Source organism: Nocardiopsis sp. NPDC006832, assembly GCF_040635885.1.
Classification (GTDB): domain Bacteria; phylum Actinomycetota; class Actinomycetes; order Streptosporangiales; family Streptosporangiaceae; genus Nocardiopsis.
Window position 1 is genome coordinate 151,591 of sequence record NZ_JBEYLC010000006.1, and the last position, 15,831, is coordinate 167,421.

The 15,831-nt window shown below is 69.0% G+C and carries 13 protein-coding genes and 1 pseudogene; 9 read left to right on the top strand and 5 right to left on the bottom strand.

The annotated features are described in order from the left end of the window. The first annotated feature begins 77 nt into the window (after window positions 1-77). Both ABZ717_RS05015 and ABZ717_RS05020 read left to right on the top strand, forming a co-directional pair. A complete protein-coding gene (locus ABZ717_RS05015; RefSeq protein WP_358505766.1) occupies window positions 78-1,511 on the top strand; it encodes a HAMP domain-containing sensor histidine kinase in 1,434 nt (477 codons plus the stop codon). After that, window positions 1,508-2,677 (top strand): AI-2E family transporter, encoded by a 1,170-nt coding sequence (locus ABZ717_RS05020; protein ID WP_358505769.1) that lies wholly within the window; start codon window positions 1,508-1,510, stop codon window positions 2,675-2,677. Before ABZ717_RS05015 ends, ABZ717_RS05020 begins: the two co-directional genes overlap by 4 nt. Before the next feature lie 94 nt (window positions 2,678-2,771). Here ABZ717_RS05020 and ABZ717_RS05025 read toward each other — a convergent pair whose 3' ends face one another. Together ABZ717_RS05025 and ABZ717_RS05030 are read right to left on the bottom strand one after the other, a co-directional pair. After that, window positions 2,772-4,091 carry an ABC transporter substrate-binding protein gene (locus ABZ717_RS05025; protein ID WP_358505772.1) on the bottom strand — a complete coding sequence of 440 codons (1,320 nt, stop codon included), beginning with the start codon at window positions 4,089-4,091 and terminating at the stop codon, window positions 2,772-2,774. Between the two features lie 382 nt (window positions 4,092-4,473). Then, window positions 4,474-5,376 carry a LysR family transcriptional regulator gene (locus tag ABZ717_RS05030; RefSeq protein WP_358505774.1) on the bottom strand — a complete coding sequence of 301 codons (903 nt, stop codon included), beginning with the start codon at window positions 5,374-5,376 and terminating at the stop codon, window positions 4,474-4,476. A 240-nt stretch (window positions 5,377-5,616) separates the two neighbouring features. Here ABZ717_RS05030 and ABZ717_RS05035 point away from each other — a divergent pair, with 240 nt between their 5' ends. Continuing rightward, entirely contained in the window at window positions 5,617-6,777 is a 1,161-nt protein-coding gene (locus ABZ717_RS05035; RefSeq protein ID WP_358505777.1) for an acyl-CoA dehydrogenase family protein, read from the top strand. A 13-nt stretch (window positions 6,778-6,790) separates the two neighbouring features. Here ABZ717_RS05035 and ABZ717_RS05040 read toward each other — a convergent pair whose 3' ends face one another. Continuing rightward, window positions 6,791-7,561: a 4'-phosphopantetheinyl transferase superfamily protein gene (locus ABZ717_RS05040; protein ID WP_358505780.1), complete on the bottom strand. Its 771-nt coding sequence runs from the start codon at window positions 7,559-7,561 to the stop codon at window positions 6,791-6,793. A gap of 103 nt (window positions 7,562-7,664) precedes the next feature. Here ABZ717_RS05040 and ABZ717_RS05045 point away from each other — a divergent pair, with 103 nt between their 5' ends. The 5 genes from ABZ717_RS05045 (at window position 7,665) to ABZ717_RS05065 (ending at window position 10,666) form a co-directional block, all read left to right on the top strand. Further along, a complete protein-coding gene (locus ABZ717_RS05045) occupies window positions 7,665-7,823 on the top strand; it encodes a hypothetical protein (protein ID WP_358505783.1) in 159 nt (52 codons plus the stop codon). A gap of 62 nt (window positions 7,824-7,885) precedes the next feature. Next, window positions 7,886-8,692 (top strand): DeoR/GlpR family DNA-binding transcription regulator, encoded by an 807-nt coding sequence (locus ABZ717_RS05050; RefSeq protein WP_358505815.1) that lies wholly within the window; start codon window positions 7,886-7,888, stop codon window positions 8,690-8,692. A gap of 165 nt (window positions 8,693-8,857) precedes the next feature. Then, a complete protein-coding gene (locus tag ABZ717_RS05055; protein WP_358505786.1) occupies window positions 8,858-9,685 on the top strand; it encodes a polyprenol monophosphomannose synthase in 828 nt (275 codons plus the stop codon). A 37-nt stretch (window positions 9,686-9,722) separates the two neighbouring features. Continuing rightward, window positions 9,723-10,229, top strand: coding sequence for a hypothetical protein (locus tag ABZ717_RS05060; protein WP_358505789.1), 507 nt, complete (start codon window positions 9,723-9,725; stop codon window positions 10,227-10,229). Window positions 10,230-10,366: 137 nt separating this feature from the next. Beyond that, window positions 10,367-10,666: a hypothetical protein gene (locus tag ABZ717_RS05065; RefSeq protein ID WP_358505792.1), complete on the top strand. Its 300-nt coding sequence runs from the start codon at window positions 10,367-10,369 to the stop codon at window positions 10,664-10,666. Here the strand turns inward: ABZ717_RS05065 and ABZ717_RS05070 are convergent. Further along, complete coding sequence (locus ABZ717_RS05070) at window positions 10,651-12,273, bottom strand: MFS transporter (protein WP_358505795.1); 1,623 nt, start codon at window positions 12,271-12,273, stop codon at window positions 10,651-10,653. The two genes, ABZ717_RS05065 and ABZ717_RS05070, sit on opposite strands and share 16 nt — an antisense overlap. 44 nt (window positions 12,274-12,317) lie before the next feature. Beyond that, entirely contained in the window at window positions 12,318-14,879 is a 2,562-nt protein-coding gene (locus ABZ717_RS05075) for an FtsX-like permease family protein (protein ID WP_358505798.1), read from the bottom strand. A gap of 331 nt (window positions 14,880-15,210) precedes the next feature. Between ABZ717_RS05075 and ABZ717_RS05080 the strand changes: the two are divergent. Then, a pseudogene (locus ABZ717_RS05080) lies at window positions 15,211-15,831 on the top strand (sensor histidine kinase); the annotation flags it as partial.

Sequence of the window (15,831 nt, forward strand, 5' to 3'; positions counted from 1 at the left end):
CGGCCCGTTGGGGCGTCGCTCCCGCCACACCGTCGCCAGTTCTCGGTTTTGGGATGACACTGGGTGACAATGAGTGCGTGTCAGAACCCCAGGAACGGCAACGGAAAAGATGGGGATGGCCCCGCCCCCGTTCCATCCGAGCCCGGGTGACGGTTTGGGCCACGACCATACTGACCCTGGTCGTACTGGTCATCTCCGTGGGTTCCTTCCTGTTCCTCCGGGAAGTGGTACAGAACCAGTTGAGCGATCGGGCTGCGGAGGCGGCACGTGCCGTCGTCGAGCACATCATGATGGACCGCTACGACTCCTCCATCCCCGCCACCGAACCGATCCTGCGGTTGCAGATCGTTGACCGGGAGACCTTTGAGGTCCTCGCCTCCAGCGCCGCGGTGAGGGGCCTGCCGGCCCTGACCGAACGGGCGCCGGCCGAACACGACTTCCGCATGGACACGGTCGTCTGTGATGAGGCGGCGGGGATCGAACCCGACGACTGCTTCCAGGTGGTGGGCTACACCGTCACCGACTCCGCCTATGGTGACGTGATCGTGCTCGCCGCTACCCGCACCCCCCAGGTGCTCATGCGGCACACGCTCGAATCCGCCCTGACCGGTATGGCGGTCGTCCTGCTCGTCGGCACCGCCCTGATCCTCTGGTACGGGGTGGGACGGGCGATGCGCCCGGTGGAGATGATCAGCGCCGAGATGGACCGGATCTCGGTCAGCGACCTGCACCGCAGGCTCCCCGTCCCCCGCAGCGACGACGAGATCGCCCACCTGGCCCGCACCGCCAACTCCACCCTCGGCCGGCTGGAGGAGGCGATGGTCCGGCAGAGGCGCTTCGTCTCCGACGCCTCCCACGAACTGCGCAATCCCATAGCCGGTATGCGGACCAAACTGGAGGTCGAACTTTCCGATCCCGAACCCGACCAGCGCGCCCGCGAACGCCTGCTCAACGGTCTGCTCTCCGACACCGAACGGTTGGAGAACATCGTCTCCGACCTGCTGGAACTGGCCCGGATGGACACCGACGTGGCCATGATCCGCGAACGTATCGAACTGGGCTCCCTTGTGCGGGAGGAGTTCACCGACCCGCGCCGACACACGCAGGTGCGCGTGCACGCAGCCGAACCCGTCCACGTCGTGGTCAACCGAATGCGCCTGGTGCGGGTGTTGACCAACCTCGTCGCCAACGCCGAGCGCCACGCCCACAGCCGTATCGACATCATCGTCGGACAAGGCAAAGGGGCCGCGGTCCTGGAGGTACACGACGACGGCGCGGGGATCCCGGTCAAGGACCGCGAACGCGTCTTCGAACGCTTCTCCCGACTGCCCGACTCCAAGGAGCTCGACCCGGGTGGCAGCGGCCTCGGGCTGGCCATCTCCCGGGAGATCGTGCACGCCTACGGCGGCACACTCGTGGCAGGCCACAGCGACCTGCTCGGCGGTGCCCTGTTCACTCTGCGCCTCCCCGAAGAACTGGACGACGAGGACGAGTCGGAGCAGCGCACATGAGCGTCGACGCCCCGGCCACGGGCGCGACCGGAACAACGACCCGGGGGCCGCAGGAGGACCCGAAGGCCGAACGTGAGCCGGGGGCCGCCGGCGGGGGAGGCGGAGTCGACCCCCTCACCCGCCCCTCCGGGGGAGGGGCCCACCGCCCCAACTACTTCGTCGTCGGGTTCGTCGGCGCACTCGGAGTCCTCAGCGCCTGGCTGCTGGTGGAGGCCCTGACCGGGGCCCGAGCGGTGTTCGTCTACATCCTGGTGGCGCTCTTCCTCGCGGTCGGCCTGAACCCGGTCATCGAACTACTGCGCCGCGGGCTGCGGATGCCCCGCTGGGCGGCGATCGTCACCGTGTGCCTGGCCCTGCTGGCCTTCGTGGCGGTGTTCACGTGGGCCATCGTGCCACCGTTGACCGAGCAGGTGAGCGGTTTCGTCTCCGCGCTGCCCGGCGCCATCGACCATCTGCGGAACACGGCGTTCTTCCACGAGGTGGATCACCGCTACAACGTGTTGGAACGCCTGGAGGGGGTCGTCACCGGCGGCGACTTCGGACAGCGGATCTTCGGTGGCCTGGTCGGGGTGGGCCAGGTGGTGTTCAACTGGTTGTTCGCCCTCTCCACGGTGTTCGTCCTGACCCTGTTCTTCATGGCCTCGTTGCCCGGCATGATGGACGTCTCCTACCGGTTCGTGCCGCGTTCGCGCCGCGACGGGGTCCGTGAGATCGGTGACGAGATCGTTCGACGCATCGGTGCGTTCATCGCCGGACAGTTGGTGGTGGCGGCCTTCGGCGGGGTCGTGGCGTTCTTCTTCCTGTGGGCGATCGGTTCGGCCTACGCGCTCACCCTGGCCCTGGTGGTCGCCGTCACCGCGTTGATCCCTTTGGTGGGTACCAGCATCGGTGCGCTCGCGGCCGCCCTGGCGGTGGGGGTGGGCGACCTCTGGCTGGGACTGGCCACCCTCGTCTTCTTCCTCGCCTACCAACAGATCGAGAGCTACGTGATCTCTCCCCGGGTGATGCGGCACGCCGTGGACGTGGCTCCGACGGCCAACATCACCGCCGCCTTGGTCGGCGGCGCGCTGCTCGGTCTGGTCGGGGCGCTGTTGGCCATCCCCACCGTGGCAGCGCTCACCCTGGTGCTGAAGAAGGTGGTCTTCCCCCGTCTGGAGCGGCGCTGACCCGGAGTGGCGGAAGGGGAGGAGGGCGCGGGCCCGATGCGACCCACGCCCTCCTTCGCCTTGTGCCTTCCGGGTGTGCCCGGAGCGGGCCCCGCTAGTGGTCGCCGTCGTGCAGGGCGACCTCGTCGGGGTCGGGCCGGTCCAGTTCGAAGGGGAGGATCTCCCCGCCATCGCTGTCGGTGACCCGCGGTTCCTGCAGGATCTCCGGTTCCTCACCGGCGTGGTTCTGGGCGACCATGACGCCGGAGTAACCGCTGTGGTCGTCCTCGGTGGCGACGAACGGCACCAGCCCCGGGCCCTCCCACTCCTGGGAGTTGAGCGTCTGGATCAGGGTCTCCCGGTCCAGGTCGGGGCCGACCTCCATGAGCAGCTGGGCCATCAGCGTGGCCTGCACCATGCCGTACATCGTGGTGTCGGTGAAGGGCGCGCCCTCGTTGTACTCATCGTGGATCTCACGGAAGAACGCGGTCCACGGGTCTTCGGTCTGGCCGGCCATCGGGAGGAAGGAGGTGATGATCAGCCCGTCGGTGAAGGCCTCCGGCGGCACGTCCTCCGCGGGTGTTCCCTCGGCGTACCGCGTGATCAGTTCGGTGACGACCTCGACGTCACCACCGAAACTGGGGGCCACCCACTGCGGCTCGTAGCCGACGGATTGGGCTTGGAGGATGGCCAGACCGAGGAAGGCCGGAATGCAGTAGCAGACGGCGACATCGGCCTCGGCGTCCTTCAGGGCCTCGATCTGACCGTCGAGTTCGGCGACGCCGGGGTCGTAGTCCTCCCAGGCGACGATGTCGTCGATGAGGTACTGCTCGATGCCCGCGTGCGAGGAGGGGCCGACGTCGTCGTTCTGGTAGAGCAGACCGACGCTGTCGTCGGGGAAGTTCTCCGAGATGTAGGCGCCCTGGATCTTCGCCTCCTTGGAGTAGTCCACCTGGAAGCCGTAGCTGTAGGGGTACTGCTCGGGTGAGTCCCAGGCCAGTGCTCCGGAGGAGACGAAGAGGTCGGGGACTCCCTCGGCGTTGAGGTCGTCGATCACCGCTTCGTGGGTGGGCGTGCCCAACCCACCGAGCATGGCGAAGATCTCCTGCTCGTCGATGAGGTCGCGCGTGACGTCCATGGTCTGCGCGGGGTCGAAGACGTCGTCCTCGACGCGGTAGTCGATCTGGCGGCCGTGGATGCCACCGTTGTCGTTGATGTAGTCGAAGACGGCCCTCGTGCCGGTCGAGACGTGTACGAAACCCGGTGACGCGGCACCGGTGAGAGGTTGATGGGTTCCGATGACGACGCTGTCGTCGGTGACCCCCGTGGTGAGCTCGCTCGCGGCGGACTCTTCCTCACTCGACCCGGAGCCGCCGCACGAGGTCGCGAGAATCGCCACGGTGAGTGTCGAAGCGATGATTCTCAGTGTTCGCATGTGGTCTTCCTGAACTTCGGTGGTGCCTGCGCAGCGGGAGGCTTTTCGGCCTGTGGGGGAAGACGGCTTCGTAGCTCGGGAGAAGGCTCTGGGGGCGGACTCCTACTCATCAGTACGTTACCGACTGGTAAACATCATACGAACGGGGTCGAGTGCTGCGACCGCTGGTAACACATAGTCGGCCGGTCCCAGGTCACAGGCGCGCGAATGGGCCGGAGGCCCGACCGGGGGTCTCCGGCGTTAAAGGTGGCGCGGGTCGGCGCACCTTTGTCGAGAAACTCTTATGGGGTAACGGTTTCGTGGTGCGCAAGGGTGTTTCGCGTGGAAAGTCCGATCATGGGATCAATGTGCGGATCGAAGTCGGTGATTCTTCCCGATCGGCTCAGACCTTTTCGGCGCTCTGGTCGATGATCTCCCGCGCCACGCGCGCGATCCGGTCCGCCACCTGGCTCACCGGGCCGTCGCGGCGCCAGACCAGAAGGTGCCGAAGCTGTATCGGGGCCCCCGCCAACTGACGGACCACCACACCCCGGCCGGTGTCGAAGTCGGACTGGCAGGGTGCCACCGCCCGGCGGTCGGCGATCAGGTCGCGGATCTCCGACCGATCGTGCAGTCGGTAGGGCACCTCGGGGCTGAACCCCGCCTGTTGGCAGGCGACGTAGAAGCACTCGGGCCAACCGGTTCCGTCGGGGGGAGTGAGCGCCCAGGAGTTGTCCGCCAGGTCCTCCAGGTGGATGGACGGTTTTTCGGCCAGCGGGTGGTCCACCCACAGTGCCACGTGCAACGGATCCACCGCGAGCATCGCCCACGCCAGCGGCCCGTCCGTGGTCAGGTCGCGGTCCACGTAGTCGATGGTGGTTCCCAGGTCGAGTCGGCCGGCCCGGACCAGGTCGGTGACCAACTTGGGGGAGTACTCGGTGCGTACGTGTACCGGGACCCCGGGGAAGACCTCCGAGAGTCGTCCGGACAGCTCCACGGTGAGTTGGCCGACCCCGCCGATGCGCAGCGCGGTGGGGAAGGCTCCGCGCGCGCTGATGTCGTGCATCAGGTCGTCCATGGACAACAGCACGGCACGTGCTCGGACCAGGACGAACTCGCCCAACTCGGTCGGGCGCACCCCCGAGCGGCCACGGTGGAACAACGCCCCGCCGACCTCGCGTTCGATGCGTTGCAACTGGGTGGTGAGCGCGGGTTGCGAGGTGGACAGTGCCGCTGCCGCCTTGGTGACGCTGCCGGTGTCGGCGAGGAGACAGACGGTGCGAAGGTGGCGGAGTTCGAGGTCCATGCGTGGAATCTAAGCCGCATGACCCCTCCGTGTACAGGCGGCCGAACCCGAAGGCTCGTGGTGGGCGTCGTGTTCAGGGCGAACGTCTCGGAGGCCGTTCACCGTCCAACCCCGGGGTGCCCAAAGTGCGGGGCTTTGGGATAAGGTGCCCAGCGTCACCATATAGTTGGACGACCTACTAAATCGCGGTCCGCGAAGTGGGTCCCACGCGCACCAGGGCGCGTAACCGTGGGAGAGTTCATGGCGGTCGAACGCACGCTGCACACACCCGAGGCCGAACAGCTCCTTGAGCTGACCCGGGAGATCGTGGACAAGGAGATCGTCCCGCGTGCGGCCGAGGACGAGGAGAACTCCGTCTTCCCCCGCGATGCCTTCACCACCCTGGGCCGCGCCGGTCTGCTGGGGCTGCCCTACCCCGACGAGTACGGCGGCGGGGGACAGCCCTACGAGGTCTACCTCCAGGTGGTGGAGGAGATCTCTCGCGGTTGGCTCGCCCTGGGCCTGGGCGTCAGCGTCCACACCCTGTCCTGCTACCCGTTGGCCGCCTACGGGGCCGAGGACCAGAAGGCCGCGCTCCTGCCGGACATGCTCGGCGGGGAACTCCTCGGCGCCTACTGCCTGTCCGAGACCACCTCGGGTTCGGACGCCGCGGCCATGGCCACCCGCGCCGAACGCACCGAGACCGGCTACCGGGTCAACGGTGCCAAGGCGTGGATCACCCACGGCGGACAGGCCGACTACTACGCGCTCTTCGCCCGTACCGGAGCCCCCGACTCCGGTGGCCGCGGCATCAGCTGCTTCCACGTGCCGGCCGACACCCCCGGACTGGGCTCCGCCGCGCCCGAACGCAAGATGGGCATGTGCTCCTCCACCACCGCCGGGATGCTCTTCGACGACGTCGAGCTCGACACCTCGGCGCTGGTCGGGGAGGAGGACCGGGGCTTTCCCATCGCCCTGTCCGCCCTGGACTCGGGGCGCCTGGGCATCGCCGCCTGCGCCGTGGGCCTGGCCCAGGCCGCCTTGGACGCCGCCGTCGCCTACTCCCGCGAACGCCACCAGTTCGGCTCCGCCATCGGCGACTTCCAGGGTCTGGGCTTCATGCTCGCCGACATGGCCACCCAGATCGCCGCCTCACGCGAGCTGTACCTCTCCGCGGCCCGCCTCCGTGACGCCGGACGCCCCTTCGGCAAGCAGGCCGCCATGGCCAAGCTCCTGGCCACCGATACCGCCATGAAGGTCACCACCGACGCCGTCCAGGTGTTCGGCGGCTACGGCTACACCCGCGACTTCCCGGTCGAGCGCTTCATGCGCGAGGCCAAGGTCCTTCAGATCGTGGAGGGCACCAACCAGGTGCAGCGTCTGGTGATCGGCCGCCACCTGGCCCGAGAGGCCGAGGCCTGAGCACCGCACCGCCTCAACGGCGCAGCAGCTCCAGGGCGATCTCCGCCTGGTGCACCGTCGGCTCGACCCCGCGGTCGGTGAGCACCGCCAGGGCCGACCGGTAGTCGGGGCCGCGCTCCAGGTCGTGGAGCCAAGCGGCCTCGGGACCCCCGCCGCCCTCCCAACCCAGGAGTCGCGCCCGGCTGTTCGGTGGGCTCACCGAGACCCGACGCAGGCCACCGGACAACCCCAGTCCGGTGGCCTTGAGCAGGGCCTCCTTGCGCGCCCAGTAGCCGAAGAAGGCCCCCACCCTCCCGGCTTCGGGCAGCGTGCTCCACTCTCGACGTTCGGTGTCGGCCAGTGTGAAGGCGGCCAGTCCGTCCAGGTCGCGCGAGTCCGACACCCGCTCCACGTCCACCCCGACCGGGACACCCTCGGCCAGGGCCAGCACCACCCACTCGCCGGAGTGACTCACCGAGATCTCCCAGCCGTCGGCGGCGCCGATCGGAACCGGCTTGCCGTGCGGGGAGGCGTCCTCCCCACCCGCCCCGGTGCGAGCCTTGTCCTCACACGATCGGCAGCGCAGGTCGAAGACGACGTCCTCGGGGGCGCAACCGACACGTTCGGCGAGCACCAGACGGGTCAGTGCCCGCCCGACCAGATGGCGATCCCGGTCGGCCTGAAGTCGGAACCGGGCGTTGCGGGTGCGTTCGCCCTCGTCCAGCAGGTCGAGCAGACGGCCGCTCGCGGCGGAGGTGTGGGCCCACCACACCGTGGACTCTAGGGGCGAGGAACCAAGGGTCATGCCCTCCATTGTGGCCGATCTTCCCGTTCCTGGGGGGTGTGCGCCCGTGTCGAAGTGGGCATTCGGTAAGTGGCAGGTCGGCCCGCCCCCTTTGGAGGCTCAGATGTCTGTCGTGATGATGTTCGGTGCCGGAGCCCTGGTCGGGCTCGTCGCCCTCACCGTGGTCTTCCTGGTGACCCTCCTCACCGAGAAGCCCCTCACGTGGGAGTCGGAGGAGACGGAGGCCCCGGACGCGCAGCGGCGTGACCGGTCCGTACTCTAGTTCGACGGTGGGGCGGCGATCGTGCCGCGCACCACCGATCGATCGAGGAAGGGCCGATGAACATGGCCGAGGAGAGCCGTCCGACGTTCGGCGCCGAACGTCGAGAGCGCATCCTGGAGCTGGTCCGCGCCAACGGGAGCATGTCCCTGCGCGACCTGGCCATCAAGGTGCGGGCCTCGGAGGTCACGATCCGTCGTGACGTGCGCGCCATGGAGACCGAAGGGCTGCTCGACCGCCGCCGCGGTGGTGTCGCCCTGCCCGGCAGGATCGGACACGAACAGAGCTACACCGGCAAGCGCGACCAGTGCGCCGCGGAGAAGGCCGCCATCGCCGTGGCCGCGGCCCGTCTGGCGCGTCCGGGCGACGCCATCACCATCGGCCCGGGAAGTACCGCCGAGGCCTTGGCCCGCGCGCTGCGCGGCCACGGCGACCTGACGGTGGTCACCAACTCGTTGCCGGTGGCCGACGCCCTGGCCGGTGCCAACGGGGTGGAGGTCGTCATGACCGGTGGCACGGTGCACGCCCCCATGCGGGCGTTGGTCGGCGCCGCCGCGGAGAGCGCGCTCGCCGGGCTCCGGGTCAACCGGGCCTTTCTCTCCGGCAACGGCGTCAGCGCCGAACGAGGCCTGAGCACCCCGAACCCGGCCGTGGCCGGCATCGACCGGGCCCTGTCGGCCTGCGCGGAGGAGACCATCGTCCTGGCCGACCACACCAAGGTCGGCGCGGAGACCATGATGCCCACCGTCGCCCCGGAGAACATCGCGCACCTGGTCACCGACTCGGGCGCCGACCCTGAGGTGATCATGACGTTGGAGGAGATCGGAACCCTGGTGCACGTCGTCGTGGCCGCCGACGAAAGGGGTCAGTGACGACCTCGCGCGAGCACGCGCGCCCGTCCGATTCCTCCGGAAGGGCGCATAGCCTGCGATTCGAACCGACTTGTGCGGTGAAGGTGCGATGCGTGATCCTGTACACACTTACTCGCCGGTAAGAACATCCGCACACGACCCTCACGACGCCAGGAGCCGACGCGCATGCCCTCCGAACCGACGCACCTCCCGCCCGGGCCGGTGCGGGTCACACCCGAACCCGTGGCGCTCCCCGAGCCCTGGCGCAGCTCTCGTCTGACCGTGGTCGTGCCCACCTATGACGAGGCCGAGAACCTTCCCCGCCTGGTCGCCCGCCTGGTCGCCCTGGACCTGCCCGAACTGCGCATCGTGGTGGTCGACGACAACTCCCCGGACGGCACCGGGGAGATCGCCGACAAGCTCGCGGCGGAACTCGGCGGCGCGGAGACCGGCAGGCTCACCGTGGTGCACCGCACCAAGAAGGATGGGCTGGGCCGGGCCTACGTGGAGGGCATGACCCGAGCGCTGGACGGCGGCGCCGACTACGTGGTGCAGATGGACGCCGACCTCAGCCACCCGGTCGGGTACGTCCCCCAACTGCTGGGCACCCTGCACTCCACCGGCGCCGGCGTGGTCATCGGCAGTCGCTACGTGCCCGGCGCCAGCCTGTCCGAGGCCTGGGGGCTGCGCCGCCGTCTGCTCAGTGGCTGGGCCAACACCTACGTCAAGACGGTGCTGGCCATCCCGGTGCGCGACGTCACCGCGGGCTTCAAGCTCTGGCGTGCCTCGGCCCTGCGCACCCTGGACCTGTCCGGCATCCAGAGCACCGGCTACGCCTTCCAGGTGGAGATGCACTACCGGGCGTTCCGCCGCGGCCAGAAGATCGTGGAGGTGCCCATCCACTTCGAGGACCGGGTGATGGGCGAGAGCAAGCTCGATGGAGCGGTGGCCCTGGAGGCGGCCCTGCGTCCGCTGCGCCTGCGCCACGCGGAGAACTCCAGACGCCGGCGCTGATCCGGGGACGATCGGTCGATACGCCGACGTCCGGTGGATGTCCTCACATTTCCTTGTCACCTCCCTGAACCTGGGTACCAAGGAGAAGGAGGAGGTGGACGCGATGGTCGACAAGCACTACGACGTGGACACCGACATGGGGGACGACCCGGAACTGAGCCAGACCGAGGAGATCGAGCGGCGCATCGAACCCGACCACAACATCCAGCGGTACGACTTCAAGGATGATGACAGCCGTGGCGGCCGCGGTATCGACGAGGCCGTGCGGGACGAGCGCGGCGACGTCTACCCCAAGGAGAACTGGGGTGGGGAGACACGGACCACCGAGGAGGAGGCCCTCCAGGTGGTCGACGACGGTTCCGCCGGCGACACCGGAGAGGGAGCCGCCGTCCGGGACGGACGTTTCGAGGACCCCGAGACCGGTGCGGTGCGGGACGAGTTCTCGCCGGCGACCCGCCACGGGCGCCCGGACCGGACCCGGGACCAGCGGGGTTATGTTCCGGACGCGGACGATCCCGCCGATCCCCACGAACCCGACGCCTGATCGGTCACGTCGGACCCCGGGGCCCCGACACGGGTACCCGGGGTCCGACGCTTCCTCGTCCCCACCCTTCACACGGGCGGGAACCGGTGCGATGATCGAGGTCACACCTGGTGTAGGAGAAGGGGGAGGAGACCGAAGTGAAGGAACACCCCTACGAAGTGGACCTGGACCTCGGGGACGACCCACAGGCGACGGAGGTCGCCCAACGCGACATGGTCCTCGACTCCGAGTTCAACATCCTCGACTACGACTTCGTGGCCGACGACAGCCGTGGTCGGAGCGGGATCGCCGACGGTCTTCGCGCCGAACACCTGGGGGCGGCCATCCCGCGTCAACGCTGGGGCGGTGAGCGCAGCGCGGAGGAGGCGGCCCTGAGCGTGGTCCCCGACCCCGACGCCGTCACCGACCGGCCACCCGAGGGTTACGAGGAGGACTGACCCGACGAACCGGGGTGGTCCCCATCCCCGCTCACACCCGCGCTGGATCCGGGGCAGGACCGCATCGGCGGCCCCGACACACCACAAAAGCGCAGTGGCCGATCGTAGGGAAGCTCCTCCACCGCGGCCGACTCGGACTCGGGTACCGACCCCCGGGCGGCGGCCTCCACGGCCGCCGGCATCCGACCACGCGGCAACGCCAGCGCGCACAACGCCGCGGCCACCGCCAACGCGGCCAGGATCAGCATCGCCGTGCCGAAGTGCTCGGCCAACCCCGTGGTCCCCTCCGAACCACCGCCCTCTCCGGTCGCGCCGCCGATCCCGGCCAGCGCCGGGATCGCCGCCACGCCGATCAGCTGTGCCCCGCGCGCGAACGTGTTGTTCACCCCCGACGCCAGCCCGGCGTGCCGTTCGGGAACCGAGGCCAGTACCGTCGCCGTCAGCGGCGCCACCGTCGTGGACATGCCCAACGCCACCAGCAGCACACCGGGGAAGACCTCGGACAGGTAGGGCGCGGGTTCGCCGATCCGCGACAGCCACACCAGCCCACCCGCCAACAGCAGCGGACCCACCACCAGTTGGGGGCGTGGACCGATCTTCGCGGCCAGTTTCCCGGAACGGGCCGAGAGCGTCAGCATCAGGATCGTCAACGGCAGGGACGCGGCCCCCGCCGCGATCGGTGAGTAGCCGGCGACCTCCTGCAGGTAGATGACCATCAGGAACAGCAGTGTCCCGAGGGCCGCGTAGATCACCACCGTGGACGCGTTCGTCACGCTGAACGGCACCGACCGGAACAGGTCCAACGGCAGCATGGGGTCGCGCCTTCGGGACTCCACCAGGAGGAACGCGACGAGCGCCAGCACACCGACGACCGCGCCGGTCCACACCGCCGGGGTACCGCCCTCGGCGCCCCACTGGATCAGCGCGTAGGTGATCGCGCCCAGTGCCATCACACCCAGCAGAGCGCCACCGTAGTCCAGGCCTCCCGTGGCGGAGCCGCCTCGCGATTCGGGCACCTTGAAGTGGGCGATCAGGAGCACCACGACCGCGAGCGGCAGATTGATGAGGAAGATCAACCGCCAGTCGCCGATCTGGACCAGCCACCCGCCCACGAACGGGCCCACCGCCGAGGCCACACCGGTCAGCCCCGACCACGCGCCGATCGCCCGTGCCCGGTCGTCCTCCCGGAAACCCGCCTGCAGGATGGCCAGGCTCCCCGGGGTCAGCAGCGCACCGCCCACCCCCTGGGCGACCCTCCCGGCGATCAACCACCCCAACGTCGGAGCGAACGTGCACAGCGCCGAGGCGAGCGCGAACACCGCAACCCCGATCATGAACAGCCGCACCCGACCGAACCGGTCCGCCAGCGACCCGCTCAGCAGGATCAGCGCCGACAACGTCACCATGTACCCGTTGACGATCCACTGCAGCCCGGACAACCCGGTGTCCAGGTCCTGTTGGATGGCGGGCAGCGCCACGGTGACCACGGTCGAGTCCAGGAACGCCATGCCCGAGGCCAGGACCGTGGCCGTCAGCATCCACCGCGCCGCGGGCGTACCCCAGGCCACTCGCCCCGCGGATGACGGCGTCGAGACCGATCCACTCATGGGTCCCTCCTGCCCCGATCGGACCGGAACCGAACACGGTGGCGCTATTCGCTCGCGAGCGCGCCGGTGATGGAGGTGCCCGCGGCCCGGCGGGCCGGCAGTACCGCGGCCAGCAGGCCGGCCAGGATCGCCACCGCGATGAACACCGCGATCTGCGCACCGGGGAAAGCGAACACCAGGTTGGGCAGCACCGCGATGCATGCCGCCCAGCCGAACACCACGCCCAGGACGATGCCCACCCCGGCGCCGATCAGGCTCAAAAGCACGGCCTCGATACCGAGCATCCGGCGCAATTGGGCCTTGGTCAGCCCCAAGGCCCGCAGCATCGCGGATTCACGCGTACGTTCCAGCACGGACAGCGCCATCGTGTTGGAGATGCCGAACACCGCGATGACGATGGCCAGACCCAGCATCGCCGTGATCGTGTAGAAGGCGGTGTCGATGATCTGGGAGAACTGGTTCTTGACCTCGGTGAATGAATCGACCTGCAACGTCGGGTGGTCGTCCACGGACGAGTAAACGGCCTCGCGCAGTTCGGCGGGGTCGGCGTCCTGGGTGCCCTGGACCATCAAGTAGGAGTCACCGGTCCCCTCGGGGAAGATCCGTTCGTACTCCTCGACGGTGACGACCACCCCGAAGACGGCCTGCATGTTCTCGGCCACCGCGACGATCTCGAACTCCAGGTCGCCTTCGGGGGAGGCCAGAGTGATGGTCTCGCCCGCGCCCCTGTCCCCGGCGAACTCCTCGGAGATGGCCACGGTGCCCGGGCCCACATCGGCCAGGTCGCCCTCCGCCAGTTCGGGGGTGATGTCCACACCCATCTCCGCGCCGCTGTAGGCGGTGACCGGGATGGTTCCGTCGGTCCCCTCCATGGCGGCGTCGGACTCGGTGTAATCGCGACGTACACCGAACACCGACGCGACGGTCGGCTCCTCCATCAAGTCCAGGCGCACCTGGTCGGGTACGAACGACGTGTCGTCCGTGGCCGCCGCATTCGGGTCGAACTGGTGTTCGATATGATAGTCCTCCGAGAACGCGTCGTCCAACAACCGGGTCAGGGTCGACTCGACCGAGGCGCTCACCACCGAGTAACCGGTGATGAGGGTGGCGCCCACGGTGAGGGCGATCATGGCGGTGGCGGCGCGACGTGGGTTGCGGCTGGAGTTGTCCACCGCGAGCCTGCTCGGCACACCCAGGCGGCGTAGCGGGAAGCCCAGGACGCGCACGATGGCGCGCACCAGCAGTGGTCCGAGTACGACCACGCCGAGGAGGGCGAGCAGCGCCGCAGCGGTCACGACGAACAGGTTCATCGGGTTCGGCCCGATGAGCCGGACCCCGGTGACCATCACACCCGAGACCACGAAGGTCAGCACACCGAACCCCGCGCGAAGGCACCCGGTGCCCTCCTCCAGTCCGGTCGCGGTGGCGCTCGTGCGCAGCGCCGCCAACGGGGACACCCGGGTGGCGCGCAGGGCCGGGACCAAGGCGGAGAACACCGTCATCAGGGTGCCGATCAGCAGGCCGGCCAGGATCGCGTTCGGATCGATCACCACCGAGGAGACCACGTCGGCGCCCATCAGAGGACCGCCGATCCAGGCGCCGAGGTAGCCCACGCCGATCCCGGCCAGTACACCCAGGGCCGAGGACACCAGGCCCACCACGAAGGACTCGACCAGCACCGAGCGGAAGACCTGGCCGCGCTTGGCGCCCACACAGCGCAGCAGGGCCATCTCACGCTGACGCTGGGCGATGAGGATCGCGAACGTGTTGTAGATGACGATGGAGGCGACGAACATCGCGATCACGCCGAACAACAGCAGGGAGATGCGCAGGATCACGTTCTCGCCGCCTCCCAGCCCGGAGATCTCCTCCCCGTAGGCGACGCCGGTCCGGACCTGGGCCGTGTCTCCCAGGAGGTCCGCGACGCTCGTGGCGACCTGTTCGTCGGTGGCGCCCTCGGCGGCCAGGACGTCGATCTCGCCGAAGCCCTCGGCCCCGGTCATCCGCCGGGCGACGTCCTCGGTCATGACCACCGTGCCGCCGAAGCCGTATTCGGGGTCGATGCCGAAGTCGACCAGTCCGGTGACGGTGAACTCCTGTTCCCGGCTATCGGGGTCGAGCAGGGTGACGGTGTCGCCCACCTCGAACCCGGTCTCGGAGGCGATGGTGGTGCCCAGCGCGACCTCGTCCTCGGCGGTGGGCAGGACGCCCTTCTTCGCGGTGAAACGGGTGGCCTCGCCCACGGAGACGCCCATGGGAGGCACGGCGCCGACGGCGTGTCCCTCGGCGTCGAGCAGGACGGTGTGGCCGTCGACCACACCGTCCGCGGCGGCGACCTCGTCCAGGGAGCGGATCTGTTCCAGGTGTTCCTCGGTGAGCGGTTCGGGTTCCAGGAACGCTCCCGCCTCGTCCTGCCTCTGGGCGGGCACGGCGATGGCGTCGACGGAGGTGGCCGACCCCATCACGGACTCGTCGTAACCGGCTTCGAGGGTGTCGGCGAAGACGATGGTGCCGGAGATGAACATGACTCCGAGCAGGATGGAGAGGGCGGTGGTGACGTAGCGGGCCTTGTGCAGTCGAAGGCCGGCCAGGGTGGTGCGGAGCATAGCGGAGATGACTCCTGGATCATGCGGCCGGGTTGTGCGGCCGGGGGCGGGGGTCGTGTTCGGGCGTGCTCGTCACGCTAGGTTCGAGAAACGCTCGAAACCTCCGTCCACGGGCCGAACCGGGTATGGGCCAAAGGCATGTCCTGGTACGGGTCCGGGACGCCTAAGTGGGGGGCGGTCCCCCCTACTTTCGTCGGGGGTTCCGTCGGCTCGGGTGAACCGTCACGGCCCCGGATCGCCTATGGGCAGGCGAAACGTCGCCGGCCGGTGAACGGGGCGACGGTCCGAGGGGCTGATGGCGACGACCCGGCCCCGGCCTACACTCGGTCGCGTGAGAACCCCGCTGAGAGAACAGGTGGACCGTGCCAAGACACTGGCGCGGCGAAACGGGATGTGGTGGTGGAACCGTCGGCTGCGCATCGCCGACTGGTGTTTCGCCCTGTTCACGCTGCCCTTCAGTGGGCTGGCGATGCTGGCCGGGGTCGGCGGTGGACTGGGCGTCCTCTCGGCGCTGTTCGGGGTCTACGGGAGGTTCATGGACTCCCTGCCGAGCATGTGGTGGACCCTGCTCGGGGGAGTCCTCGCCTTCGTGGTGCCCGGGGTCCTGGCCTCGCTGACGATGTTGTGGCGGCGCAGTGCCCCGAGGTGGCTGCTGTTGACCGGGCTGCTGATGTTGGCGCTGTACGGCAACCCGATCCCGCTGATGGTGGGCCTGTACTCCTACCCGGCCCACTTCAATGACCGCAAGGTCCTCACCGGCTGGTTCGCCCTGGGGTGCCTGGCCGTGGCGAGCGTGTTCAACTCCGCGGTGATCTCCTTCGTCATGACGGCCACGTTCATCCTGGTCCTACCGACCATCGCCGGTTTGTGGATCGGTACGCGGCGTGAGTTGGTGGAGCGGTTGCGTGAGCGTGCGGAGCGGTTGGAGCGTGAGCAGCACATGATGGCCGAG